Origin of the sequence: Flavonifractor sp. An9 (genome assembly GCF_002161245.1) — a bacterium.
Classification (GTDB): domain Bacteria; phylum Bacillota; class Clostridia; order Oscillospirales; family Oscillospiraceae; genus Flavonifractor; species Flavonifractor avicola.
In genome coordinates, this window is sequence record NZ_NFHC01000002.1 from 148322 (window position 1) to 174725 (window position 26404).

Here is a 26404-nt window from a genome sequence, read left to right on the forward strand (position 1 = left end):
GTTAGGATGGTCTCACAAGATAATGATTCTCATTATTGATTTTAAATACAGATAAGGAGGACGACACCATGCTGTTCAAGACCACGGAGCAACACGAAGCCCTGCGGGCCAAGATCCGGGCCTTCGCCGAGGCGGAGGTGAAACCTCAGGCCTTCTTGATGGACAAGGAGAACCAATTCCCTGACGAGGCCATTAAGAAGCTGGGGGAGATGGGGCTCATGGGCATCCCCTATCCCAAGGAGTACGGCGGCGCCGGGCTGGACGCCCTGAGCTACGCGATCGCGGTGGAGGAGCTGTCCAGGGTGGACGGCGGCACCGGCGTCATCCTGTCGGCCCATGTGTCTCTGGGCTCCTGGCCCATCTTTGCCTACGGCACCGAAGAGCAGAAGCAGAAGTATCTGGTGCCGTTGGCCCGCGGCGAGAAGATCGGCGCCTTCGGCCTCACCGAGCCCAACGCCGGCTCAGACGCCGGCGGCACCGAGACCACCGCCGTGGACAAGGGGGACCACTGGCTCCTTAACGGCGGCAAGATCTTCATTACCAACGCGCCCAAGGCGGACACCTATGTGGTCTTCGCCGTCACCACCCCCGACATCGGCACCCGTGGCATCTCCGCCTTCATCGTGGAGAAGGGCTGGGAGGGCTTCACCTTCGGCGACCACTACGACAAGATGGGCATTCGCTCCTCCTCCACCGCCGAGCTCATCTTCAACGATGTGAAGGTGCCTAAGGAGAACCTGCTGGGCAAGGAGGGCCAGGGCTTCAAGATCGCCATGTCCACCCTGGACGGCGGACGTATCGGCATCGCGGCTCAGGCGCTGGGCATCGCCCAGGGGGCCTATGAGGCCGCCGTGGAGTACGCCAAGGAGCGGGTCCAGTTCGGCAAGCCCATCGGTTTCAACCAGTCCATCGGCTTCAAGCTGGCCGATATGGCAACCAAAATCCGCTGTGCCCGTATGCTGGTCTACTCCGCCGCCGACCTGAAGGAGCATCACGAGCCCTACGGCACCGAGTCCGCCATGGCCAAGATGTATGCCTCCGACATCGCCCTGGAGGTCACCAACGACGCCGTCCAGATCTTCGGCGGCACCGGCTTCCTCAAAGGCATGGACGTGGAGCGGATGTACCGGGACGCCAAGATCACCACCATCTACGAGGGCACCAACGAGATCCAGCGGGTGGTCATCTCCTCCGCCATCATGGGCAAGCCCCCCAAAAGCGAGGGCGGCTCCTCCAGCCGGCCCAAGAAGCCTGCCCCTGTCACCGGCGTGCGCAAGCGCATCCTGCTGAAGGAGGGGAGCGCCGCCGATCAGGTCAACGCTCTGGTGGAGCACCTGAAGAAGGACGGCCACGACTTTACCGTGGGTATCCCCATGGATACCCCCATCAGCCAGGCCGAGCGTGTGGTTTCCGCCGGTCAGGGCATCGGGGACAAGAAGAACATGAAGCTGGTGGAGAATCTGGCCAAGGCTGCCGGCGCCGCCATTGGCTCCTCCCGCCCGGTGGCTGAGACTCTGAAGTATGTGCCCCTGGACCGGTATGTGGGTATGTCCGGCCAGAAGTTCAAGGGTAACCTGTACATCGCCTGCGGCATCTCCGGCGCGATCCAGCACCTGAAGGGCATCAAGGATGCCTCCACCATCGTGGCCATCAACAAGAACGGCAACGCCCCCATCTTCAAGAACTGCGACTACGGCATTGTGGGCGATGTCAACGAGATCCTGCCTCTGCTGGCCGCCGCCCTGGACACCGGGGAGAAGCAGCCCGCGCCTCCCATGGTGAAGATGAAGCGCCCCGCGCCTCCCAAGCCCGAGCCCATCGGCAAGCGGTATGTCTGCGGTGGCTGCGGCTACGAGTACGTCCCCGAGCTGGGGGACCCCGACGCCGAGGTGGCTCCCGGCACCCTGTTTGAGAATCTGCCCCAGGAGTGGGTGTGCCCCGAGTGCGCCGAGGGCAAGGATATGTTCATTGAAGCCTGAGTAAGAAGGAGGGACTATCATGTATTGTGTCCGCAATGTGACGGAAGATCTGTACTGGGTGGGCGCCAACGACCACCGGCTCCACCTGTTTGAAAACATCCATCCCATTCCCCGGGGCGTCAGCTACAACGCCTATCTGCTGCTGGACGAAAAGACCGTCCTGTTTGACACCGTGGACTGGTCCGCCTGCCGCCAGCTGCTGGAGAACGTGGAGCACCTGCTGGGGGAGCGGCCCCTGGACTACCTGGTCATCAACCATATGGAGCCCGACCACGGGGCCTCCATCGAGGAGATCCTGCTGCGCTGGCCGGAGGTGAAGGTGATCTCCACTGAGAAGTCCTTCCTCTTCATGCGCCAGTTCGGCTTCCAGATCGACGGCCATGAGCTTATTGAGGTGAAGGAGGGGGACACCCAGACCTTCGGCAAACACACCGTCACCTTCGTGGCGGCCCCCATGGTCCACTGGCCCGAGGCCATGGTTACCTTCGACACCACCAACGGCGTGCTGTTCTCTGCCGATGCCTTCGGCTCCTTCGGGGCCCTGGACGGCAAGCTGTTTGCCGACGAGGTCAACTTCGACCGGGATTGGATCGACGACGCCCGCCGCTACCTCACCAACATCGTGGGCAAGTACGGCCCCCACATCCAGCTGCTGCTCAAGAAGGCCGGCACCATTCTGGACCAGATCAAGTACATCTGCCCCCTCCACGGTCCCGTATGGCGGAAGGATCTGGGCTACTTCATCGACAAGTACGATAAGTGGAGCCGCTACGAGCCGGAGGAAAAGGGCGTCATGATCGCCTACGCCTCCATGTACGGCAACACCGAGGCCGCCGCCCAGGCTCTGGCCGCCAAGCTGTGCGAGAAGGGCGTCACCAACGTGTGGGTGTACGACGTGTCCAATACCCATGTGTCCTATCTGGTCAGCGAGTCCTTCCGGCTGAGCCACATCGTGCTGGCCAGCGTCACCTACAACCTGGGCATCTACCCCGTGATGCACGACTATCTCATGCACCTGAAGGGCCTCAACCTCCAGAACCGCACCTTCGCCCTCATTGAGAACGGCTCCTGGGCCCCCAAGTCCGGCGATCTGATGCAGAAGTTCGTGGATGAGGAACTGAAGAACATGACTGTTCTGGGCGACCGGCTGTCCATCGCCTCCTCGCTCCACGCCGACAAGGCCGCCGAGCTGGAGTCCCTGGCCGACGCCATCGTGGAATCCATGCAGTAACCGTTCAGGACCCCGCTTCGGCGGGGTCCTTTTCCGTCCGCCATGAATAATCCACGGCTTATCCCCATACCTATGTAGAGAAAACGCCGGCTTAACATGGCCGAAGGAGGAATTGCCAGTGGAACAACGCAAGCTCTATGAGGATATCGCCCTGCGGACCGAGGGAGATATCTATATCGGCGTGGTGGGGCCGGTGCGGACTGGAAAATCCACGTTCATCAAGCGGTTCATGGAGACCATGGTCATTCCGGGCATCGAAAACGTCTACCGCCGGGAGCGGGCCAAGGATGAGCTGCCCCAGAGCGGCTCGGGCCGCACCATCATGACCGCCGAGCCCAAATTCGTCCCCGAGGAGGCGGTGGAGGTCACCATGGACAGCGGGGCCACCTTCAAAGTGCGGCTCATCGACTGCGTGGGCTATCTGGTGCCCGGGGCGGTGGGCTCTCTGGAGGACGACGTGCCCCGGATGGTGACCACACCCTGGTTCCCCGAGCCCATCCCCATGACGGAGGCCGCCGAGATCGGTACCAGGAAGGTCATTGCCGAGCACTCCACCATCGGCATCGTGGTCACCACCGACGGCACCATCACCGACATCCCCCGGGAGGACTACCTGGAGGCGGAGGAGCGGGTCATCACCGAGCTGAAGGAGCTGGGTAAGCCCTTCCTGGTGGTGCTCAACTCCGCCCAGCCCCGGTCTGAGCGGGCTCAGGCCATCCGGGCGGACATCGCCTCCCGGTACGATGTGACCTGTGTGTGCGTCAACTGCCTGGAGCTGGAGGAGGAGGCAGTGACCGGCATCATCAAGGGGGTGCTGTACGAGTTCCCGGTGAAGGAGCTGGATCTGTTTCTGCCCCCCTGGGTGGATGCCCTGCCCTGGGATCACCCTATCAAACACGGACTGTACGCCGCTATCCGGGAGAGCGCCAAGGGGATGCGCCGCATCCGGGACGTGGAGGGCACGGTGGCCGCCATGGGGGAGTGCGACACGGTGAGCCGTGCCCAGGTCACCTCCATGAATCTGGGCACCGGTCTGGCCGCCGCCGACCTGGAGCTGCCCCGCAGTCTCTTCTACGACACCCTGTCCCAGCAGTCCGGCTTCACCATCCACGACGATGGGGACCTGCTGGAGCTTTTGAGCCGCCTGTCCCGGATCAAGGCCGAGTACGACAAGGTGGCGGGCGCTCTGGAGGAGGTGAAGGCTACCGGCTACGGCATCGTGGTGCCCGGCACCGACGAGCTGGTGCTGGAGGAGCCGGAGATCGTCCGCCAGGGCGGCCGGTACGGGGTGCGTCTCAAAGCATCGGCCCCCTCCATACATATGATAAGGGCTGATATCGAGACCGAAGTCTCTCCCATCGTGGGCAACGAGAAGCAGAGCGAAGAGATGGTCAACTTCCTGCTTCAGGAGTTCGAGGGGGACACCAAGGCCATCTGGCAGTCCAACATCTTCGGCAAGTCCTTCCACGAGCTGGTCAGCGAGGACCTCAACGCCAAGCTCAAGCGGATGCCGGAGGACGCCCGGTCCAAGCTGCAGGAGACCCTCCAGCGCATCATCAACGAGGGCTCCGGCGGGCTGATCTGCATCATCCTGTAAGAAAAGGCGGGAGGATGGCCGGTACATCTTGCTTCGGGTTGGGAAATGTTGTATCATATCAGGCAGAGAGGACCCAGAAAGAGAAAAGGAGAGATCCCGATGAAACGACGTACCCTGTGTGTGTTGGCCGCCGTGCTGGTGTGCCTGGCGGCGCTGGCCGGCTGCTCCGGCGGCGACGGTCTGGTGGGAAATATCTATACCTACGACCATGTGTCCATTGAGCTGCCGGAGGGCTATGAGGTGGATGAGAGCGGTTCCTTCCCCATCATCTACTGCCCCGACTACCCGGCGCGGACCGACAACATCAACATCCTCAAAACCTCAGCGGACAGCATCGACAACTACGACGAGGACGTGATCGACAACTACTACGCCACCTCCCTGAACGGGTACAGCGGGATGCTGTCCTTTGAGAAAACCACGGTGGGGGGCGTTGACGCCATCATCTGTTCCTATGGCGTCGGCATGAACGGCGTGGACATGATAGGCACCCAGTACTATCTGTTCGGCAAGGACTTTACGGATGTCATTACCTTCACCAGCGTATCCGGCGACTATGACGACGACTTCGAGGACATTGCTCAGTCCATCACGGTCCATTGAGCACAAGAGAAAAACCGCTGCAATCCACAGGGATTGCAGCGGTTTTTTGTGTCTTGGATCAGGGTTCCATGCCCATGAGGATCTTCTCGGCGGTGATGGGCAGAGAGCGCACCCGCACGCCGGTGGCGTTGTATACTGCCTGGGCGATGGCGGGGGAGGGGGTGTTGATGACCACCTCACCGATGGATTTGGCGCCGAAGGGGCCGTTGGGCTCGTAGCTCTCCTGGAACTCCACCCGGATCTCCGGCAGGTCGGTGCGGCTGGGGATCTTGTAGGTCATGAAGGTGGAGTTGACCATCTGGCCCTTGGGGTCGTAGTTGATGTCCTCCAGCAGGGCCATGCCGATGCCCTGGGCGATGCCGCCCTCGGCCTGGACACGGGCCAGGTTCTTGTTGATGACGGTGCCGCAGTCCACCACGCCTACATAGTCCACAACCTTGGTCTCGCCGGTCTCCAGGTCCACCTCCACCTCGGCAAAGCCCGCCATGAAGGGCGGGGGAGAGGTGGGGCTGCAGTGGCTGGCGGTGGCGGTGAGCCACTGGGTGCCCTCGCCCACCACCAGGTCCTGGGCCAGCTTGTCCAGGGTGATGGAGATCTCCGGATTGGTGCGGTCGTACACCTTGTCCCCGTCAAACTCCGCCCGCTCGGGGTGGATGTTGAGACGGCGGGCCCCCTCGGCGGCGATCTTCTCGTTGAGCTCGGTGCAGGCCTTCACCACCGCCATGCCGGTGACATAGGTGGTGCTGGAGGCGTAGGAGCCGGTATCGAAGGGGGAGTGGTCGGTATCCACCCCGTCCACGGTAATGCGGTCCATGGGGCAGTTCAAAATCTCGGCGGCCATCTGGGCCAGGATGGTGTCGCAGCCGGTGCCCATGTCGGTGGCGCCGGTCATCAGGGTGTAGTAGCCGTCGTCGTTGAGCTTGATGGTCACTGACGCGGTGTCGATGGCGGAGATGCCGGAGCCCTGCATGGTCACCGCCATACCCACGCCCCGGACGCGGTGGTCGTCCACCTTGACGCAGGGATACTTCTCCTTCCAGCCGATCATCTCCATGCCCCGCTCAATGCACTGGGGCAGCTTGCAGCTGGTGAGGGGCTCGTTGTAGTAGGCGGCCATATTTTCCCCCACATGGGGCAGGTTCATAAGCCGCAGCTGGGCCGGGTCCATGTTCAGCTTCTCCGCCAGCTCGTTCATGGCGGACTCCATGGCAAAGCAGCCCTGGGTGGCGCCGTAACCACGGAACGCGCCGGCGGCCATGGTGTTGGTGTACACCACGTCCCAGGAGAAGCGGAAGGCGGCCTGCCGGGCGTAGAGGGGGATGCTCTTATGGCCCACCAGGCCGATGGTGGTGGAGGCGTGCTCGCCGTAAGCGCCGGCGTTGGACAGGGCGTGCATATCCACCGCTTTGATGGTGCCGTCCTTCATGGCGCCCACTTTCACGTGGACCCGCATCTGGTGGCGGCTGTTGGAGGCCTGGAAGGACTCCTTCCGGGTATACACGATCTTGGCGGGCTTGCCGGTGCGGAGGGTGACCAGGGCGGGGAAGAGCTCGCTGACCAGGGTCTGCTTGGCGCCGAAGCCGCCGCCGATGCGGGGCTTCACCACCCGCACCATGTTCTTGGGCAGACCCAGGGCCCGGGCAATGGTACGGCGGCAGTGGAAGGGCACCTGGGTGGAGGATACCACGTTGAGCCGCCGGTTATGGTCCAGATAGGTATAGGTGCGGAAGGTCTCCATCATGGCCTGGGCGTTGGCCTTGGTGTAGTAGGTCTGATCCACCACCACGTCGCAGGCGGCCATGGCGGCATCCACGTCGCCGTCGGCGTCGCAGCCGCTGGACACCAGGTTGCGCTTCTGGTCGCCGCCGATGTCGAAGTGATGGAAGTAGTCATCCTCCGAATGGACCACAATGGGGTTGTCCAGAGCGGTCTCAAAGTCCAGCACCGGCTCCAGGATGTCGTACTTCACCTGGATCATGCCCATAGCCTTGGCCACGCAGTCCTTGTCCCGACCGGCCACAATGGCCACCGGGTCGCCCACATAGCGGACGGTGCGCTCCAGGATGTAGCGGTCGTAGGGGGAGGGCTCCGGGTAGGACTGGCCTGCCAGGGTATAGCGGATCTGGGGCACGTCCTCCCAGGTCAGGATGCAGGCAATGCCGGGCACCCGGCTGGCGGCGTCCTTGCGGATGGACTTGATGCGGGCGTGGGCGTGGGGGCTGCGGAGCACCTGGACCACCAGGCAGTCACGGGGCACCATGTCCTCGGTGTACACGCCCTTGCCGCCGGTGAGGGCGGCGCCGTCCAGCTTGGGGATGGCCTGATTGACGAATTTCAGATTCATGCCTGACCCTCCTTCTCCCAGGGCTTGTCGTGGAGCCAGGCCCGCAGGGCCCGGGTCTGACCGGCGTAGCCGGAGCAGCGGCACAGGTTGCCCGCCAGATAGTTGGAGATTTCCTCCTCGGTGGGGTCGGTGAGCTCCCGGCGCATGGCCAGCACAGCCATGATGAAGCCGGGGCTGCAATAGCCGCACTGCTCGGCGCCCTGGGCGGTCATGTACCGACCGAAGGAGGTGGCCTCCTCCTTCACGCCCTCCAGGGTGGTGACGTTAAGGCCGTCGGCCCGGGCGGCGGGGTAGGAGCAGGACAGCACCGGCTTGCCCTCCACCCAAACGGTACACAGGCCGCAGTTGCTGGTGTCGCAGCCCCGCTTCACGCTGACGTAGCCGTACTTGCGCAGAAACTCCAGCAGCATCATATCGTTGGGGATGTGCTTGTTATACAGCATCCCGTTGACGGTGATCTTGACTTTCATCCCTTGTTCTCCTCCATGCACTGCTCTGCCGCCCGGCGCACCAGTACAGCGGCCAGCTTCTTCCGGTAGTCCGCCCCGGCCCGCAGGTCGGTGCCGTAGGTCAGCTCCTCAGCGGCGGCCTGTCCGGCAGCTGCGGCCCCCTTGCCCTCGTTGAGGCAGGCGGCGGCACTTTCGCACCGCACTGCCCGGGCGGGACGGGCGCCCACCGACACGGTCCACTGGCCGCCCCGGCAGCTCACCGCCGCCGCCAGGGTGGGGAAGTCGGTGGTGGAGCGGCGGACGCTCTGATAGGCGGCCCGGCGGCCGTCGTCCTTGATGCGTACCTTCAGCAGGATATCGTTGAAGGCGATGGGGGAGGCCATGAACTCCGCCAGGGGGAGCTCGCCGCCCCGATGGAGCACCACGGTGGCGTCCAGCGCCAGCAGGGCGCAGGTCAGGTCGGAGAAGCCGAACCGGGAGAACACAGAGCCTCCCACGGTGGCGCAGTTGCGGAAGGGTACCCCCACGATGTGGGATACACAGTCCCCCAGAATGCCGTCAAAGCGGGAGGTGACGGCGGGTTGGGTCTCCAGCTGATGGAGGGTGACCGAGGCCCCCAGCTCCAGATAGCCGTCCTTCACTTCGATCTGGTCCAGCCCCAGCCGGGTCAGGTCGATGGCGCGGCCAATGCGGCGGCGGCCCATTTTCAGCCAGCAGCAGCCACCCAGGATGACGCTGGTCCGGGTGTCCCGCTGGAGCAGCTCGTCAGCTTCCTCCAGGGTCTCGGGAAACACGTAGCTCTTGATGGTGAACAAATCCAATTCCTCCCCATAGTTCGGGTCATTTCGCGTTTTGCAGACATGATATTATACCGGCTTCTGCCAGAAATGTACAGGGGGAACCGCGCTTTTTTCAGGCCTTCCAACAAATTCAGGGGCTTCCCCCACAGCTGCGGCTGTGGGGGAAGCCCCTTTTGTGGTTAAACACCAATGTTGTTGGAGATGAGCAGGGAAAAGAGGAGCACTTTCCGGGTGTGCAGGTCGTCCAGATTGCAGTGGATGATCTCCTGAATGCGGGTCATGCGGTAGATCAGACTGTTGCGGTGCAGGCCCAGCCGCTGGGCGGTGTCGGTGTAGTTGCCGCCGCAGATCAGATATTCCAGCAGGGTCTTGACGTACTGGGACTCGCTCTGCCGGTCGATCTGCTGGAGCCGCCGCACGTCGGGATGGACCAGGCTTTGCAGCTCAGGCAGGCTGTTGAGCCGCTCCTCCATCAGGGAGAGCACCGCCTCATACATGGTCAGGCTGGTTTTGCCGGCGGCGCAGGCCCGCTGGAGCAGCTGGGCGGCCTGCCGGTAGTGATCGGGAACCTGTTCGATGCCGGTAAATTCATAGCTCACTCCCCAGCGGAAGGCGTCCTGAGGGATCAGCTCGCTGAGAAACTGAATGAGGGCGTCGTAGCCGTCATTTTTGCTCACGTCCACCACACAGACAATCTGGCTGTTGTAGGAGAAGGTGCAGCTGTAGCGCAGGGTGTCCATCAGCCGCTCCCGCAGCACGCTCATAATGGGGGTTTCGCACTGGCTGCATCCGCCGATGCACACCACCGTCAGGTCGTCCCGCTCCCCCCAGTTGGCGGTTTTCCGGGCCACATCGAAGTTGAGGGGGGTCACCGGCTGGCCGTCGATCAGATCCACGAAGAAGGCGGACAGGCCGGACAGGGAGAGGTAGAGGGGACGGTTGGACTTCATATACCGCTCCACGATGGCGGAGAACTGGTACATCAGGTGTACATCCCCCTGGACGAAGGGACGGCCGTTCTCCACTGCCACGATCTCGCACACCCGCCGGTCCTCCAGCCACACGTTGGCGTGGAGCACGTTGCCCTGGTAGAAGGGGGACATGAGGATGGCGGGGTAGTGCTGCAAAAAGGTCATCTGGAACTCCGGGTCCAGGCTCACCGCCTTGACCGCGTTGAAATCCGACTGCTTGGTAACCGCGCTGTCCTCCAGCCGGGCCCAGTCGGGGTGGACGCTGATGTCATAGCCGCCGGTGATGGCAAACACCCAGCTGCTGTCGCTTTTGATGAACATGGGCCGCTGAAAGACCTGATGGGCAATGTCCAGCAGATCCTGCAGGCTCCGTCCCTCCAGCAGAGCCATCAGCAGACGGCGCTCCCACCGGTCAAAAAAGGAGAAGGCCTCCAGGACCTCGTTGCACAGCTGCTGGGCGTTGGCCGAGGGCAGAAGCACCATATCCACCCCGCACACCAGTGCGGTCTGGAAGGAACCGCCCCCCGAGGCGGCCCGGCCCGGGACGATTTGTGCAAAATCGCCGGTAGGGTCGTACTCCTGTCCATTCTGGGGAAAGCGCAGTCCCTCAATGTGCGGTTTTCCGTCGGAAATGGCTGCGGTAGGCTGGAAACCCTTCTTTTCCAGCCAGTCGTAGAGGGTCCACATACTCAGTTTCATGGATCACACACCTCCCTGCATACACCGGTTAAACGTACTGAGGGGTATTATAGCAGTTTGTGAAAAAAAGCACAAGCATTTTGTGATTGTGACGGATACAGCGGCGGAAAGCGGCCCGCTCTCGTAGGAAATGCTCAAAACCGACAGGCTTCGACTGTAGCAACTCTCCGTAGTGACCCAGTGGTGAGGGTGTTAAGATAGGGCCATAGTCCATGAGAACTAGTGCGAAATCCATCATCAAACGAATAGGAGGAATGTGTTCATGTCGTTCGTTACTGACCCGAGGACCGGCCTGAAGCTGCTGGAACTCTCCCACGTCTGGGGACACGGCGTGCCGTCTTATCCCGGCCAGGAGGATGTGAAAATGGTCCGTGCCGTCAAGCACGCCCAGCACGGCGTGCTGGCCTGGAAGACCAGCACCTCCATGCACACCGGCACCCACATGGTAGCTCCCATTCACCTGATCCAGCGGGGGGCGGACCTGGCCTCCATCTCGCCCGACCGCTTCTTCGGCAACGGCGTGGTGCTGGACGTACCCAAGGGCAGCTATGAGACCATCACCGCCCGGGACCTGGAAGAGGCCGGTATTGTGCGGGAAGGGGACATCGTGGTCATCAACACCGGCTGGCACCGCAAGTATTCCGACGCTCTGGAATACTTCGGCGAGGCCCCCGGCCTCACCGAGGACGCCGCTCAGTATCTGGTGGACAAGAAGTGCCGCATGGTAGCGGTGGACACCCCCTTCGTTGATTGCCCCCTGGCCACCTCCATGGGTCCCCACCGGGGCGGCCCCCAGATGAAGCGGCTGGCGGGGGAGTACGAGAAGGCCACCGGGCTGGACCCCAAGAAGGAACACGGCAAGTGGAACATCGCCGGCAAGACCCTGCTGGGCGCCGGTATTCCCCTAATCATCCAGGCCGGCGGCGATCTCGACGAGATCGCCGGCAAGCGGGCTACCTTCGTGGCTACCCCCTGGAAGTTTGAACACGGCGACGCCTGCATCGTCCGGTTCGTGGCAATGATCGACCCCAATGGTACCTGCCGGATCGACTCCGGCGAGGCCTGAGGGAGGAAGGAGTGAAATTATGAGCCTGAAAGTTTACGATCTGACCCATACTTACGGACAGTTCATGCCGGAGTGGCCCTCCCATCCCGGCGTTGATATCGACGTCCTGAAGTTCCACGCCAAGGACGGCGTTTACGAGGTCAACTGGGAAGGAATCATGCACCGGGGCACCCACATGGACGCCCCCCTCCATGTGACCGAGAACACCCCCGACATCATGGACTACCCCCTGTGGCAGCTGTGCGGCACCGGCGTGTGCGTCTCCATCCCCAAAGAGAAGTGGGGCATCATCACTCCCGAGGATCTGGAGGCCGCCACCCCCAAGATCCAGGAAGGGGACATCGTGATGATCAACACCGGCTTCCATCACAAGTGGGCCGACTGTGACGACTACTTCGCCTACGGCTGCGGCATTAACGGCGCCGGCGCCAACTGGCTGGTGGAGCACAAGGTCAAGCTGGTGGGCTACGGCTGCCAGGCCAACGACCACCCCATCGCCACCAAGCTGGTGGACCACGGCCTTGGCCCCACCCAGCCCCACCTGATTGAGGAGTGGAAGCAGACCTACGGCCGGGACCCCAAGGTGGACTTCCCCCTGTGGGAGGACGCCCACAAGAACCTGATGGTCAAGGGCCACATCCCCGGCATCGAGAACGTGGGCGGCCAGCTGGATGAGATCACCGGCAAGCGGTGCTTCTTCATGGCCTTCCCCTGGCGGTGGAAGGGCGGCGACGGATGTATCGTCCGTGTGCTGGCCATCACCGATCCCGACGGCGACTTCCGCTTTGAGAGCGGCAACGATTGAGGAGGAGAATGAACATGGAACTGTTTTCTCTCGCGGGTAAAAACGCAGTAGTGGTGGGCGGCGCCGGCGGCTTGGGCCAGGCCATCGCCCAGGGTCTGGCCGAGGCCGGCGCCAAGGTGGCCATCGCCAGCCGGAAGGAGGAGTCCCTGATCCGGGCCGCCGCCGAGATCAAGGAAGCCTGCGGCAAGGACGTGAGCTGGTACACCGTGGACGCCTCCAACGAGGAGAGCGTGCAGGCGCTGGTGGCCGCCACCGTCAAGGACATGGGCCAGGTGGATATCCTGGTCAACTCCCAGGGCCTGAACAAGAAGTTCCCCGCCCAGGACTTTGACATGGCGGTGTTCCAGCAGATGCTCAGCGTCAACGTGGCCGGCGTCATGATGTGCTGCAAGCACTTCGGCAAGCAGATGATGGAGCATGGCTACGGCAAGATCATCAATGTTTCCTCCGTCCGCGGCAAGATCGCCACCCGCGCCCCCGGCAACGCCGCCTATTGCAGCACCAAGGGCGCCGTGGACATGATGACCCGTCAGCTGGCTTCCGAGTTCGGCCCCCACGGCATCACCGTCAACGCCATTGCCCCCACCGTTACCGAGACCCCCATGATGACCGCCGTCATCGAGCAGCGGGGCGGCGACGCCTACCGCAAGCAGCAGGCCGAAGCCCTGCCCATGCGCCGGATGGCCGTGCCTCGGGACTGCGTGGGTCCTGCCGTGTTCCTGGCCAGCCCCGCCTCCGACTTTGTGACCGGCAATATTATCTATCCCGACGGCGGCCTGACCGCGGTCGGCTAACAGAGAAGAGGCAGCCGACATGGGAAAGAAACTGATCATTACCGCTGCTCTGTGCGGCGCGGGCACCACCAAGGCCCAGACCCCCTATGTGCCCATCACCCCGGAGGAGATCGCAGCGGACGCCGTGGCCTGCGCCAAGGCCGGCGCCGCGGTGATCCACATCCACGTCCGGGACGAGAACGGCATCAACTCCATGGACACCAAGCGCTTCTGCCAGGTGGTGGATCTGGTCCGGGAGGAGTGCGCCAAGGCCGGGGTGGACCCGGTGCTCAACCTGACCACCTCCGGCTCCAAGTGGCCCGAGGACGTACGGCGGGCCCACCTGCCCATCCTCAAGCCCGAGATGTGCTCCTACGACCCCGGCACCATGAACTGGGCCAACAGCTATGTGTTCACCAACACCCCCGCCTTCCTGGAGCAGCTGGGCCATGACGTGCAGGAGCTGGGCATCAAGCCCGAATGCGAGATCTTCGACGGCGGCATGATGGGCAACGTGGACTACTACGTGAAGAAGGGCGTGCTCAAGGGCCCCATCCACTACCAGTTCGTGCTGGGCGTGGCGGGCGGTATGCGGGGCAACGCCGATTCCCTGGCCTACCTGCTGCCCAAGATGCAGCCCGGCTCCACCTGGTCCATCACCGGCATCGGCCGGGACCATATGCCCTGTATGCTCATCGGCCTGGCCGAGGGCTGCGACGGCCTGCGGGTGGGCCTGGAGGACAACATCCTTATGGAGAAGGGCGTGCTGGCCACCAACGTCTCCCTGGTGGAGCGTGCCATTAAGCTGGGCGAGCTGGCCGGCCGGAGCATTGCAACGCCCGACGAGGCCCGGTCCATTCTGGGTCTGACCAAGCACGTCTGATGTACAGGGGAGGATACCGGCAATGAAACTGGAAGATATCAAGCGCATCGCGGTACTGGGCGCGGGCACCATGGGTCCCGGCATCGCCCAGAGCTACGCCATGAGCGGCCGGGAAGTGCGCCTGTACGACATCAGCAAGCCCGCTCTGGACAAGGCACGGGAGATGCTGCTGGCCAATCTGGACACCTATGTGCGGGAAGATCTGCTCTCCGTGGAGGAGGCAGACGCCGTATACCGCCGGGTCAGCTTTACCGATGTGCTGGCCGAGGCCCTGGACGGAGTTCAGTTCGTCCAGGAGACCGTGGCGGAAAAACCGGAGATCAAGCGCTCCGTCTTTGCCCAGGTGGACGAGCTGCTGCCCCCGGAGGGTATCCTGGTGTCCAACGCCTCCTCGCTGGACCCCTTCAAGCTGGCCCCTGAGGGCCGCAAAGCCAACTTTGCCGCCGCCCACTGGTTCGCGCCCCCCCAGATCCTGCCTCTGGTGGAGGTGGCAAAAGGGGAGGAGACCTCCGAGGAGACCATGGAGACCATTCTGGCCCTGCTGCGCGCCTGCGGCAAAAAGCCGGTCCGGCTGGAGAAATATGTGCCCGGCTACATCATCAACCGGCTCCAGATTCTGCTGAACACCGAGGTGTTCTACCTGCTGGAGCAGGGCGTCTGCACCCCCGAGCAGCTGGATCTGGCGGTCAAGGCCTCTCTGATGCCCCGCGGCATGGTGCTGGGCCTGGTGCAGCGGTACGACTTTACCGGCCTGGACATCAGCGCCAGCAATATCGTCAACGGCAGCTATGTCATGCCCGAGACCAGCAAGCACCCGGCGGCCCTCTTTGACCATGTGGACAAGGGGGAGCTGGGGGTCAAGACCGGCAAGGGCTTTTACGACTATGCCGGACGCAGCCGGGAAGAGCTGTGCGCCAGGCGGGATCACCTGCTGTTCCAGGTGCTGCGGGCCACCGGCGATCTAATCGATACCACCATTTAGGAGGTCCGCCATGAGAGATGTGGTGATCGTAGACGCCTGCCGCACGGCGGTAGGCTCCTTTGGAAGCAGCCTGAAGCCCCTGAAGGCCGACGCGCTGGCCAGAGCGGTGATGACCGCCGCCCTGGAGCGCACCGGCCTGGAGCCGGGGCAGGTGGACGAGGTCTTTCTGGGCCACTGCCGCCAGTCCTCCGACTGCTCCAACACCGCCCGGGTGGCCGCCCTCCAGGCGGGCATTCCCGAGTCGGTACCGGCCAGCACCGTCATGTGTGCCTGCGCCTCCGGTATGCTGGCGGTGAACTGCGGCTTTAACGCCATACGCACCGGACAGGACCGGGTGGTACTGGCCGGCGGCACCGAGAGTATGTCCAACGCCATCTTCTATCTGTCCGACGCCCGCTGGGGCGTGGGGACGGGAAATACCCAGCTGAAGGACTCCCTCACCGAGGCCCAGTTCTGTTCCCAGCCCCAGGACATCTACGGACGGTTCAACATGGGCATCACGGCGGAGAACATTGCCGCCAAAATGAACATCAGCCGGGAGGAGCAGGACCGCTTTGCCCTGGCTTCCCAGGAGAAGGCCCGGGCCGCCATCGCCTCCGGCCGATTCCGGGATGAGATCGTTCCCCTGACGGTGCCCCAGGGCCGCAAAAAGCCCGATATCACCTTCGATACCGACGAATTTCCCCGGGAGACCTCTATGAAGGCCCTCTCCCGGCTGAAACCCGCCTTCCTTCCGCCCGAAGGCACCGTGACGGCGGGCAACTCCTCCGGGCGCAACGACGGCGCCTCCATGCTGGTGCTGATGGACGCCCAGCTGGCCGGTGAGCTGGGGCTCAAACCTCTGGCCCGCATCGTCAGCGTGGCCTCCGCCGGTGTGGACCCCCGCTTTATGGGACTGGGCCCCGTGCCTGCCACCCGGAAGGCTCTGGAGATGGCCGGGCTGACCCTGGATGACATCCAGCTCATCGAGCTCAACGAGGCCTTTGCCGCCCAGTCTCTGGGCTGTATCCGCCAGCTGGGGCTGGAGAACCGGACCGACATCATCAACGTCAACGGCGGCGCCATCGCCCTGGGCCATCCCATCGGCTCCTCGGGCAGCCGCATCCTGGTGACGCTGGTGCACGAACTGAACAAGCGCGGCCTGCGCTATGGCCTTGCCACCCTCTGCATTGCCGGCGGCATGGGCATGGCCACGGTCGTGGAGACCATTCAATAACAGGAGGAATACAACATGAGTTATTTTGTGACAATGGCCGATCAGGCCAAGCCCTATGAGGCTGCCGGTCATTATGATATGCTGGCCACCCGGCTCCACGACGCCGCCGATGTGGACGGCCACATCACCCTGGGCCTGTCCCACTTCCAGCCCGGCGGCGGCGCCAAGATGGCCAAGTCCCCCAAGGAGCTGCTGTACTACATCGTGGAAGGGGAGATGACCGTCACCACCGACGACGGCGCCCGGCACGTTCTCCACGCCGGCGACTCCATCCATTTCAGCCCTGAACAGGGCCGTGAGAGCAAGAACACCGGCGACATTGTGGCCAAGATGCTGGTCATCTCGTTCCTGGCCTGAGCCGGACTACCAGCAGAGCAGAAGGAGTGTATGAAATGAACGGGAAGCAACAGTGGGAAGCCGGGACCGTGGCAAAGGCTTTGGAAAAGAACCCGGAACGCCGGACTGACTTCGAGACCAGCAGCGGCATCCCGGTGGAGCGGCTGTACACGCCGGAAGATGCGGCGGGCAGCTATGAGGAGAAGCTGGGCTACCCCGGCCAGTACCCCTTTACCCGGGGCATCCAGCCCACCATGTATCGGGGCCGCTTCTGGACCATGCGCCAGTACGCCGGTTTTGCCACGGCGGAGGAATCCAACAAGCGCTACCAGTATCTGCTGGAGCAGGGACAGACGGGGCTTTCCATCGCCTTTGACCTGCCCACCCAGATCGGCTACGACTCGGACGACCCCATGGCCCACGGCGAGGTGGGCAAGGTGGGCGTGGCCATCGACTCTCTGGCGGATATGGAGACGCTGTTCCAGGGCATCCCCCTGGATAAGGTGAGCTCCTCCATGACTATCAACGCCCCTGCTGCGGTGCTGCTGGCCTTTTACATCGCCGCGGCGGAGAAGCAGGGAGTACCCGCCTCCGCCCTGAAGGGCACCATCCAGAACGATATCCTCAAGGAGTACGCCGCCCGGGGCACCTATATTTTCCCTCCGGCCCCCTCCATGCGGCTGATCACCAACACCTTTGCGTTCTGTGCCCAGAACGTACCCAAGTGGAACACCATCTCCATCTCCGGCTACCATATCCGGGAGGCGGGGGCTACCGCCGCTCAGGAGATCGCCTTCACCCTGGCCGACGGCATTGCCTATGTGGAGGCTGCCCTGGAGGCCGGCATGGACGTGGACGACTTCGCCGGACGGCTGTCCTTCTTCTTCAACGCCCACAACAACCTGCTGGAGGAGGTGGCCAAGTACCGGGCCGCCCGCCGGCTGTGGGCCAAGATCATGAAGGATCGCTTCCACGCCAAGAAGGACCGGTCCATGATGCTCCGCTTCCACACCCAGACAGGCGGCTCCACCCTCACCGCCCAGCAGCCCGACAACAACATCGTGCGTGTGGCCATCCAGACCCTGGCCGCCGTACTGGGCGGCACCCAGTCCCTGCACACCAACAGCCGGGACGAGGCCCTGGCCCTGCCCACGGAGGACTCGGTGCGCATCGCCCTGCGGACCCAGCAGATCGTGGCCTACGAAAGCGGCGTGGCCGACACCATCGACCCTCTGGCCGGCAGCTACTATGTGGAGCACATGACCGATGAGCTCCAGGCCGCCGCCGAGGCCTATATCGCCAAGATCGACGAGATGGGCGGCGCGGTGAAGGCGGTGGAGCAGGGCTACATCCAGCGGGAGATCGCCGAAAGCTCCTACCAGTATCAGCGGCAGGTGGAATCCGGCCGGCAGATCGTGGTGGGCGTCAACAAATTCACCATCGAAGAGCCTCCGGTCAAGGGCCTGATGCACATCGATTCCTCGGTGGCCGAAAACCAGATCAAAAAGCTTCAGGCCATGAAGGCGGGCCGTGACAACGTGCTGGTGCGTCAGCGCCTGGAGGCCCTGCGTACCGCCGCCCAGGGCACCGGCAACCTGATGCCCTACATTCTGGACTGCGCCCGGGTGTACTGCACCGAAGGCGAGATCTGTGGAGAACTGCGGAAGGTATTTGGGGAGTATCGCCCCATGGAGGTGCTTTGAGATGAGTGAGAAGAAGATCCGCGTTTTGATTGCCAAGCCCGGTCTGGACGGCCATGACCGGGGGGCCAAGGTAGTAGCCCGCGCGCTGCGGGACGCCGGGTTTGAGGTCATTTACACCGGCCTGCGCCAGAGTCCCGAGCAGATCGTGGCGGCGGCCATCGCCGAGGATGTGGACGCCGTGGGGCTGTCTCTGCTCTCCGGCGCCCACAACTACCTGTTTCCCCGGGTCATTGAGCTGCTGCGGGAGCAGGGCGCGGACGATATTCTGGTCTTTGGCGGCGGCGTGATCCCCGAGGAGGACATTCCCGGCCTGAAGCAGGCCGGTGTGGCCGAGGTCTTTACCCCCGGCACCCCCACCTCCGAGACGGTGGACTTCCTGCGGGAGCGCTGCGGAGCCAAGGAATGACCCGGGACTGGGATGCCCTCCTGACCCGGGCCCGCGCCGGTGACAAGCGGGCAACAGCCCGACTCATCAGCGGAGTAGAGGAGGGGGGAGGCACTGCCCGGGCGGTGCTGGACCAGGTCTGGCCCCGGACGGGGCGCGCCCGGGTATTCGGCATCACCGGCCCGCCGGGGGCCGGAAAGAGCACCCTGACCAACGCCCTGACCAAGTGCTGGCGGCAGGCCGGCCTGCGGGTGGGCATCCTGGCGGTGGACCCCACCAGTCCCTTCACCGGAGGAGCCATCCTGGGCGACCGGGTGCGGATGGGGGAGCTGACCCTGGACGAGGGCGTGTTCATCCGCTCCATGGGTACCCGGGGCAGGCTGGGCGGCCTGTCGCCCGCCAGCTCCGGTGCCATCCATGTGCTGGACGCCTGCGGCTTTGACCTGATCCTGGTGGAGACGGTGGGCGTAGGCCAGTCCGAGGTGGCGGTGGTGGAGACCGCCGACGTGGTGCTGGTGCTGACGGTCTCCGGCCTGGGGGACGACGTTCAGGCCATCAAGGCGGGCATCCTGGAGATCGGCGACCTGTTCGCGGTGAACAAGGCCGACCGGCCCGGGGCGGACCGCACCGCAAATGAACTGCGGACCATGCTCAGTCTGGGCGAGGAGGACAAGCAGGAACTGCCTGTGCTTCTGGTGTCCGCCGCCCAGAATCAGGGCGTTGCAGAGCTGTGCCGGGCCATGGAGGAGCGGTTCCGGCAGCTGGAGGACTCCGGCGAGTTGGCACGCCGCCGGACAATTCGGCTGCAAAGCGAGCTGCTCACCCAGATCCGGGACGGTATGGAACGACGGCTGCTGGCGCCCCTGTTGGAGGGGGCGGATTTCCGGCAGGCCATGGAGACCTTTCAAGCGCGAAAGGGAAGCCCCTATCAGTGGGCAGAGGAGTTTGTACGGCAGATAAACATGGGAGGTTCCGGTTATGGAATGCACGAGAGTTGATCATGTAGGCGTTGCGGTCAAGGATCTGGAGGCGGCCATCCAGTGGTACGAGCAGACCCTGGGCCTTGTGAGCAAGGGTACAGAGGTGGTGGAGGAGCAGAAGGTAACGGTTGCTTTCCTCCCCTGCGGCGACAGTGAGCTGGAGCTGCTGGAGAGTACCTCTCCCGACGGCCCCATTGCCCGCTTCATCGAGAAGAACGGCGAGGGCATCCAGCACATCGCCATCCGGGTGGACGACATTGACGCCGCCCTGGCGGAATTGAAGGAGAAAGGGGTCCGCCTGATTGATCAGACTCCCCGCTATGGCGCCGGCGGCGCCCGCATCGCCTTCCTCCATCCCAAGGCCACCCACGGCGTACTGCTGGAACTGTGCGAAAGGAAGTGAGCCCATGACCACATCGGAAAAGATCGCCCAGCTGGAGGCGGAGAGCGCCAGAGTGCTGGCCTGCGGCGGCCCCAAGGCCGTGGACAAGCAGCATAAGCTAGGCAAACAGACCGCCCGGGAGCGCATTGAGATGCTGCTGGACAAGGGCACCTTCACGGAGGTGGACCGCTTTGTGCGCCACCGCTGCACCGCCTTCGGCATGGGGGAGAAGGACATCCCCGCCGACGGCGTGGTCACCGGCTACGGCAAGGTGGACGGACGCACCGTGTTTGTGTACGCCCAGGACTTCACCGCCCAGGGCGGCTCTCTGGGTGAGATGCACGCCGCCAAGATCTGCAAGATCATGGATATGGCCCTGGCCGCCGGCTGTCCGGTGGTGGGCCTGTGCGACTCGGGGGGAGCCCGTATCCAGGAGGCGGTGGACGCCCTGTCCGGCTATGGCCAGATCTTCTACCGCAATGCCCGCTGCTCCGGCCGCATCCCCCAGATCTCGGTGATCATGGGCCCCTGCGCCGGCGGCGCGGTCTACTCTCCGGCGCTTACCGACTTCATCATCATGGTGGACAAGGAGAGCCAGATGTTCATCACCGGCCCCTCCGTCATTGCCGCCACCACCGGCGAGGAAATCTCCGGCGAGGAGCTGGGCGGAGCCGACACCCACACCACGGTCTCCGGCGTGGCCCACCTGGCTGCCGGAAGCGAGGAGGAGGCCCTCCAGGCGGTGCGGAAGCTGCTGGGCTACCTGCCCTCCAGGGCGGGGGAGAAGCCCCCCCGGATGCCCTATGTGCCGGGAGATGAGAACCGCCCGGAGCTGGACGGGGTGATTCCCGACCACTCCAATCTGCCCTACGACGTTCACGACGTCATCGACGCCATTCTGGACCCGGACAGCTGCATGGAGCTGCAGCCCTGGTACGCCGACAACATCGTCACCTGCTTCGGCCGCATCGGCGGGCGCAGCGTGGGGGTCATCGCAAACCAGCCCTTCTCCATGGGCGGCAGCCTGGACATCAACGCCTCGGACAAGGCGGCCCGGTTCATCCAGCTGTGCGACGCCTTTGATGTGCCGCTGGTCAACCTGGTGGATGTGCCCGGCTTCCTGCCCGGCGCCGACCAGGAGCACGCCGGCATCATCCGCCACGGAGCCAAGCTGCTGTACGTCTACTCGGTGGCCGAGGTGCCCAAGCTGACGGTGGTGCTCCGCAAGGCCTACGGCGGCTCCTACCTGGCCATGTGTTCCAAGGACCTGGGCGCCGACTTTGTCTACGCCTGGCCCACCGCCGAGATCGCGGTGATGGGGGCCGCCGGCGCCGCCAATGTGGTGTTCCGCAAGGAGATCCAGGCCGCGGAGGACCCGGAGGCCGCCCGTGCGGAGAAGATCGAACTCTATTCCCGGCAGTTTGCAACCCCCTATATGGCGGCCGCCCGTGGCTTTGTGGATCTGGTGATCCACCCCGCCCAGACCCGCGCTTTCCTGATGGAGGCGCTGGAACTGCTGGAGCAGAAGGAACGGCAGCCGCACCCCCGCGGCAATATGCCGCTGTGAGAGGTGGAGAAGTATGGGCATTATCCCTTATACCTTAATGACATACGGTCTGACCGCAGTGATCTCGCTGCTGGTGGTGGCCATCATCGTGGGCATCAGCAAACTGACCGGGCGCTCAGAGGGCGCGGAGGACGAAGGGGAGGAGGAAGGCTAACATGGAATTCTTTTTACAGCTGTTTCCCGGTATTGGGACCTTCTTTGCCGTAGATCCCACCATTGCCGTGGCCCGTATCGTGCTGATCATTTTCGGCGTGGTGCTGGCGGTGCTGGGCTTCAAGCGCACCCTGGAACCCCTCATCATGGTGCCTATGGGCCTGGGCATGATCGCCGTCAACTGCGGCACCATGTTCCTGACCTCCGGGTCGGTGGGCAACCTGCTGCTGGACCCCCTGGTCTCCGACGCGGCCGCCATTGTGGACACCATGCAGATCAACTTCCTGCAGCCCATCTACAACCTGACCTTCTCCAACGGCCTCATCGCCTGTCTGGTGTTTATGGGCATCGGCGCCCGCAGTGAGATCAGCTTCCTGCTGGCCAAGCCCTGGAGCTCCATGATCATCGCCATCTTCGCCGAGATGGGCACCTTCGTGGCCCTGCTGGTGGGCGTTATGGGCTTCGGCCTGACCCCTGAGCAGTCCGCCGCCATGGCCACCATTGGCGGCGCAGACGGCCCCATGGTGCTCTTCTCCTCGCTGATGATGGCCCCTGAACTCTTCGTTCCCATCTCCATCATCGCATACCTCTATCTGAGCCTGACCTACGGCGGTTATCCCTACATCATCAAGGCGCTGGTGCCCAAAAAGTACCGGGGCATCGATATGTACGTGGACGTGCCCGAGGTCTCCCGCAAGTCCAAGTTCCTGTTCATCATCATCACCTGTGCGGTGCTCTGCCTGCTGCTGCCGGTGGCCGCCCCCCTGATCCTGTCCTTCTTCATCGGTATGGCCGTCAAGGAGGCCAAGATCAACAAATATACCGAGCTGCTGGAGGAGGGCCTGTCCTACTTCGGTACCTTCTTCCTGGGGCTGATCCTGGGCGTGCTGTGCGAGGCGTCCACCATCCTCAACCCCACGGTCATCGTGATCCTGGTCATCGGTATCCTGGCCCTGGCGGTGTCCGCCGTGGGCGGCCTCATCGGCGGCTGGATCGTCTACCTGGTCCACAAGGCCAGGAAGGAGGACTTCAACCCCACCATCGGCATCGCAGGCGTGTCCTGCGTGCCTACCACCGCCAAGCTGGCCCAGCACGCCGCCCAGGATGAAAACCCCTTCGCCATCATTCTGCCGGTGGCCATGGGCGCCAACATCTCCGGCGTCATCACCTCGGCCATTGCCGCCGGTATCTTCGTCACCACCATTCACCTGGTATAGGTTACCATTGACAGTTACAGTACAATATGAATAATTATTCAGGAGGAATCAATCATGGATGTGAAAGCTCGTATTCCCGGTACCATCATCGCCCTCAACGTCAAGGCCGGCGACGCCGTGAAAGTCCGCGATATCCTGGGCACTATGGAGGCCATGAAGATGGAGCAGCCCATTCCCTGCCCCAAGGAGGGCACCGTCAAGGAAGTCAAGGTTGCGGTGGGCGACAAGGTGAAATCCGGCGCGGTACTGCTGACCATCGAGTAAACCGGCCCGCCGCCAGACGAACAGCTCAGACAGGAGAAATGATATGAAACGAATATCTGCACTGATCCTCGCCCTCGCGCTGACCTTTGCCCTGGCCTCCTGCGGAAGCAAGGAGCAGGGAAGTACAGAAGATTACTATCATCTGACCTTCTCCATGCACACGGCTGCCGACACCCCCATCGGCCGCCAGTTCCAGGCCATGTTTGACGATATCGAAGCCAAAACCGACGGCCATGTGAAGATCAGCCTCTTCGGCTCCGGCACTCTGGCTTCCTCCACCGACGTGGCTGACATGGTGTCCGACGGCGCCTGCGACATCGGCTGGCTGTTTACCTCTTTCTATTACGGACAGTACCCCCTGACCGACGTGATCTCCGTGCCCGGCCAGGGCGCCCAGAGCTGCGTCCAGGGCACCAAGGTTCTGTGGGACCTGTGGGAGCAGTACCCCGAGATGCGGGATGAGTGGTCCAACTATAAGGTCCTGGTCATGTTCCCCAACCCGGTGAACTACGTGTACACCAACACCGAAATCGACTCCCTGGACGACCTGAACGGCCTGTCCATCCGCTCTCCCAGCGGCGGCATCGCCGAGGTGCTGGGCGACCTGGGCTGCAATGTGATTTCCATGTCTCCCAACGACATCTACGACGGTATCTCCAAGAACAACATCCAGGGCTATGCGCTGGAGCCCACCGGCGTGGCCGACTACAGCCTGGGCGAGGTGACCAAGTCCGTGCTGGATGTGGAGATGTTCCAGGCTCCCTTTGTGACCATTATGAACAAGGATACCTGGAACTCCCTGCCCCCGGAGTATCAGGCGGTCTTTGAGGAGTGGTCCGGTCTGGATGCCTCCCTCAAGTTTGCCGAGATGTGGGACGCCACGGCGGAGGGGAATATGCAGGATCTGCTGGACAGCGGCTGCGTCATGGCTGAGATCCCCGAGGAGGACCGTGAGCGCTTCCAGCAGGTGGCCGGCGCCTATGCGTCCAGCTGGGCGGAGCAGTATTCCACCGACAGCTTTGACGCCTACGAATACTATGAGTCCTGCCAGGCAGCTTATGACAGATATGCCGAGTAGGGCAGACCCCTTGGGTATCAACTACGAAGATAGGAGGATTTCCCTGTGGATGCAACCATCGTCGGTTTGATCGGCATTGCGGCTTTGCTGGTGCTGATCTTCATGGGAATGAACATCGGCATGGCGCTCATGTCCGTAGGCTTCATCGGCTTTGCGGCCATGACCAACGTGAAGGCAGCCATCTCCGTTCTTTCCACTGTGCCCTCCACCCAGGCGGGCAGCTACAGCATGATCGTCGTACCCCTGTTTATCCTCATGGGCAACTTTGCCTACCGGGCCAGGCTGTCCTCAGGCCTGTTCGACTTCAGTAAAAAGTGGCTCTCCCGTGTGCCGGGCAACCTGGCCGGCGCCACTGTGGCCGCCTGTGCCGGTTTCGGCGCCATCTGCGGCTCCACCCCCGCCACCTGCGCCACCATGGGCACCGTGGCTCTGCCCGAAATGCGGAAGGCCGGGTATGACGACCGCCTCTCCGCCGGTTCCATCGCCTTCGGCGGCACCCTTGGTATTCTGATTCCCCCCAGCACCCCCATGATCCTGTACGCGGTGCTCACCACCACGTCGGTCAACGCCCTGTTCTCCGCCGGTATCCTGCCCGGCATCCTCCAGGCCGCCCTGGGCGTGGTCACCATCGTGATCTGGTGCAAGATCTGCCCCGGTCTGGCCCCCGCCACCTCCAAGTGCTCCTGGAAGGAGCGCATCTGCTCCCTGAAGGAGATCCTGGGCGTGGTGTTCCTGTTCGGCATCGTGCTGGGCGGTATGTTCTCCGGCTGGTTCTCCGTGGCCCAGTCCGCCGCCATCGGCTCCTTCCTGGCCATGCTGATGATGATCTTCCCCGGCCGTACCTTTAATAAGGAGAACATTTTCAGCGCCCTCCAGGAATGCACCCGCACCTTCGCCATGACCTTCCTCATCGTCATTGGCGCCAGCGTGTTCAGCAGCTTCCTGGCCATCACCCAGCTGCCCATGACCCTGGCCTCCACCATCGAGAGTATGCACGTCTCCAAGTATCTGATCCTGCTGCTCATCACCCTGATCTATGTGTTCCTGGGCATGATCATGGACGCAATGGCCATGATGATGATGACCGTGCCCATTTTCTACCCCATCGTCACCGCCCTGGGCTTCGACGCCATCTGGTTCGGCATCTATGTGATCCTGGTTATGAACTTCGGCTCCATCTCGCCGCCGGTTGGTATGTGCTGCTTTGTGGTAAAGGGCATCGACAAGAAGATATCCCTGGGCACGGTGTTCAAAGGCATCCTGCCCTTCATCGGAACCTTGTTTGTCACCATCATCCTGCTGGTGATCTTCCCCAGTATCGCCACCTTTGTGCCGAGTCTGCTGGCAGGGTAGGGAGGTATTGTGATGAAAAAATTTGGTTTGGTATTGAACAAGACCGCCAACGGCTTTGCCGTGGTCAGCTTCATCGGCGTGGCCTTCCTGATGCTGCTCAACGTGGCGGACGTGATCATGAACAAGATCACCGGTCAGTCCATCCTGGGCGCCTACGAGATCTCTCAGTGTACCCTGATGTGTACCGTGTTCGCCTCTTTCGCCTACGGCCAGGTCCATAAGACCCACATCCATATGACGCTGCTCATCGAGCGTTTTCCCGGCCGCAGCAAGTTCATTCCCTTTTTCCTGTGCAATGTGCTCTCCACCGTGCTGGCCGGCCTGATGACCTACGCCACCTTCTTCCGGGCAGCCCGGCAGGTGACCAAGGGCGCGGTATCCGACATCCTGCATTTCCCCCTGGCCCCCTTCTACTATGTGGAAGCCATTTGTATGATCGTCTTCCTTGCGGTGCTGATCTACGACACCATTCTCTCGGCCATGGCCATCTTCAGCGACAAGTACGCGGAAGAGGTCCAGGCCCACTGGTAAAGATACCTTTCCATTCCCTCTTACGACGAAACGCGTGGGACTCCCATTACGGAGACC

Annotated in this window: 26 protein-coding genes; 22 read left to right on the forward strand and 4 right to left on the reverse strand. The window is 63.0% G+C overall.

The window, feature by feature from the left end; all coding sequences use genetic code 11:
- The first annotated feature begins 68 nt into the window (after positions 1–68).
- The 4 genes from B5G40_RS02560 to B5G40_RS02575 all read left to right on the forward strand — a co-directional run bounded on the left by B5G40_RS02560 (position 69) and on the right by B5G40_RS02575 (position 5410).
- Positions 69–1979: an acyl-CoA dehydrogenase family protein gene (locus tag B5G40_RS02560; protein WP_087398651.1), complete on the forward strand. Its 1911-nt coding sequence runs from the start codon at positions 69–71 to the stop codon at positions 1977–1979.
- 19 nt (positions 1980–1998) lie between these two features.
- Entirely contained in the window at positions 1999–3210 is a 1212-nt protein-coding gene (locus B5G40_RS02565; protein ID WP_087398652.1) for an FprA family A-type flavoprotein, read from the forward strand.
- A 118-nt stretch (positions 3211–3328) separates the two neighbouring features.
- Positions 3329–4807: a stage IV sporulation protein A gene (spoIVA, locus tag B5G40_RS02570; protein ID WP_087398653.1), complete on the forward strand. Its 1479-nt coding sequence runs from the start codon at positions 3329–3331 to the stop codon at positions 4805–4807.
- A 99-nt stretch (positions 4808–4906) separates the two neighbouring features.
- The gene (locus B5G40_RS02575; RefSeq protein ID WP_087398654.1) at positions 4907–5410 is read left to right on the forward strand and encodes a hypothetical protein; all 504 of its coding nucleotides are present in this window, start codon (positions 4907–4909) and stop codon (positions 5408–5410) included.
- Positions 5411–5468: 58 nt separating this feature from the next.
- On the opposite strand, the gene B5G40_RS02580 is transcribed toward B5G40_RS02575, so the two are convergent.
- From B5G40_RS02580 to B5G40_RS02595, 4 genes are all read right to left on the reverse strand, one after another.
- A complete protein-coding gene (locus tag B5G40_RS02580) occupies positions 5469–7748 on the reverse strand; it encodes a xanthine dehydrogenase family protein molybdopterin-binding subunit (RefSeq protein WP_087398724.1) in 2280 nt (759 codons plus the stop codon).
- Positions 7749–7750: 2 nt separating this feature from the next.
- Positions 7751–8224: a (2Fe-2S)-binding protein gene (locus B5G40_RS02585; protein ID WP_087398655.1), complete on the reverse strand. Its 474-nt coding sequence runs from the start codon at positions 8222–8224 to the stop codon at positions 7751–7753.
- On the reverse strand, positions 8221–9018 hold the full coding sequence (locus B5G40_RS02590; protein WP_087398656.1) for an FAD binding domain-containing protein: 798 nt from the start codon (positions 9016–9018) through the stop codon (positions 8221–8223). The genes B5G40_RS02585 and B5G40_RS02590 overlap by 4 nt, the downstream gene beginning before the upstream one ends.
- A 164-nt stretch (positions 9019–9182) precedes the next feature.
- A complete protein-coding gene (locus B5G40_RS02595) occupies positions 9183–10673 on the reverse strand; it encodes a PucR family transcriptional regulator (protein WP_087398657.1) in 1491 nt (496 codons plus the stop codon).
- A gap of 262 nt (positions 10674–10935) precedes the next feature.
- Between B5G40_RS02595 and B5G40_RS02600 the strand changes: the two genes are divergently transcribed.
- Genes B5G40_RS02600 through B5G40_RS02680 form a run of 18 tightly spaced genes read left to right on the forward strand, consistent with a single transcriptional unit; the run spans position 10936 to position 26347 of the window.
- Positions 10936–11739, forward strand: a complete 804-nt coding sequence (locus B5G40_RS02600) for a cyclase family protein (protein WP_087398658.1) — start codon at positions 10936–10938, stop codon at positions 11737–11739.
- Positions 11740–11758: 19 nt separating this feature from the next.
- Positions 11759–12544: a cyclase family protein gene (locus B5G40_RS02605; protein WP_087398659.1), complete on the forward strand. Its 786-nt coding sequence runs from the start codon at positions 11759–11761 to the stop codon at positions 12542–12544.
- Positions 12545–12558: 14 nt separating this feature from the next.
- Positions 12559–13338 carry an SDR family NAD(P)-dependent oxidoreductase gene (locus B5G40_RS02610; protein WP_087398660.1) on the forward strand — a complete coding sequence of 260 codons (780 nt, stop codon included), beginning with the start codon at positions 12559–12561 and terminating at the stop codon, positions 13336–13338.
- 19 nt (positions 13339–13357) lie between these two features.
- On the forward strand, positions 13358–14200 hold the full coding sequence (locus tag B5G40_RS02615) for a 3-keto-5-aminohexanoate cleavage protein (protein WP_087398661.1): 843 nt from the start codon (positions 13358–13360) through the stop codon (positions 14198–14200).
- A 22-nt stretch (positions 14201–14222) separates the two neighbouring features.
- On the forward strand, positions 14223–15182 hold the full coding sequence (locus tag B5G40_RS02620) for a 3-hydroxyacyl-CoA dehydrogenase family protein (RefSeq protein WP_087398662.1): 960 nt from the start codon (positions 14223–14225) through the stop codon (positions 15180–15182).
- A 10-nt stretch (positions 15183–15192) separates the two neighbouring features.
- The gene (locus tag B5G40_RS02625) at positions 15193–16398 is read left to right on the forward strand and encodes a thiolase family protein (protein ID WP_087398663.1); all 1206 of its coding nucleotides are present in this window, start codon (positions 15193–15195) and stop codon (positions 16396–16398) included.
- Positions 16399–16413: 15 nt separating this feature from the next.
- On the forward strand, positions 16414–16755 hold the full coding sequence (locus B5G40_RS02630) for a cupin domain-containing protein (protein WP_087398664.1): 342 nt from the start codon (positions 16414–16416) through the stop codon (positions 16753–16755).
- Positions 16756–16790: 35 nt separating this feature from the next.
- Entirely contained in the window at positions 16791–18437 is a 1647-nt protein-coding gene (locus B5G40_RS02635; RefSeq protein ID WP_087398665.1) for an acyl-CoA mutase large subunit family protein, read from the forward strand.
- Position 18438: 1 nt separating this feature from the next.
- Positions 18439–18843: a cobalamin B12-binding domain-containing protein gene (locus B5G40_RS02640; RefSeq protein WP_087398666.1), complete on the forward strand. Its 405-nt coding sequence runs from the start codon at positions 18439–18441 to the stop codon at positions 18841–18843.
- Complete coding sequence (gene meaB, locus B5G40_RS02645) at positions 18840–19820, forward strand: methylmalonyl Co-A mutase-associated GTPase MeaB (protein ID WP_087398667.1); 981 nt, start codon at positions 18840–18842, stop codon at positions 19818–19820. The genes B5G40_RS02640 and meaB overlap by 4 nt, the downstream gene beginning before the upstream one ends.
- Positions 19801–20205 (forward strand): methylmalonyl-CoA epimerase, encoded by a 405-nt coding sequence (gene mce / locus B5G40_RS02650; RefSeq protein WP_087398668.1) that lies wholly within the window; start codon positions 19801–19803, stop codon positions 20203–20205. The genes meaB and mce overlap by 20 nt, the downstream gene beginning before the upstream one ends.
- 4 nt (positions 20206–20209) lie before the next feature.
- Positions 20210–21751, forward strand: a complete 1542-nt coding sequence (locus B5G40_RS02655) for an acyl-CoA carboxylase subunit beta (protein ID WP_087398669.1) — start codon at positions 20210–20212, stop codon at positions 21749–21751.
- Positions 21752–21764: 13 nt separating this feature from the next.
- The gene (locus tag B5G40_RS17070) at positions 21765–21905 is read left to right on the forward strand and encodes a hypothetical protein (protein WP_164496939.1); all 141 of its coding nucleotides are present in this window, start codon (positions 21765–21767) and stop codon (positions 21903–21905) included.
- A 1-nt stretch (position 21906) separates the two neighbouring features.
- The gene (gene madB / locus B5G40_RS02660; RefSeq protein WP_087398670.1) at positions 21907–23121 is read left to right on the forward strand and encodes a Na+-transporting malonate decarboxylase, carboxybiotin decarboxylase subunit; all 1215 of its coding nucleotides are present in this window, start codon (positions 21907–21909) and stop codon (positions 23119–23121) included.
- Positions 23122–23175: 54 nt separating this feature from the next.
- On the forward strand, positions 23176–23385 hold the full coding sequence (locus B5G40_RS02665; RefSeq protein ID WP_087398671.1) for an acetyl-CoA carboxylase biotin carboxyl carrier protein subunit: 210 nt from the start codon (positions 23176–23178) through the stop codon (positions 23383–23385).
- Positions 23386–23428: 43 nt separating this feature from the next.
- Positions 23429–24463 carry a TRAP transporter substrate-binding protein gene (locus tag B5G40_RS02670; RefSeq protein WP_087398672.1) on the forward strand — a complete coding sequence of 345 codons (1035 nt, stop codon included), beginning with the start codon at positions 23429–23431 and terminating at the stop codon, positions 24461–24463.
- 45 nt (positions 24464–24508) lie between these two features.
- Positions 24509–25816 (forward strand): TRAP transporter large permease, encoded by a 1308-nt coding sequence (locus B5G40_RS02675; RefSeq protein WP_087398673.1) that lies wholly within the window; start codon positions 24509–24511, stop codon positions 25814–25816.
- 12 nt (positions 25817–25828) lie between these two features.
- Positions 25829–26347 (forward strand): TRAP transporter small permease, encoded by a 519-nt coding sequence (locus B5G40_RS02680; RefSeq protein WP_087398674.1) that lies wholly within the window; start codon positions 25829–25831, stop codon positions 26345–26347.
- The last annotated feature ends 57 nt before the right edge of the window (positions 26348–26404 follow it).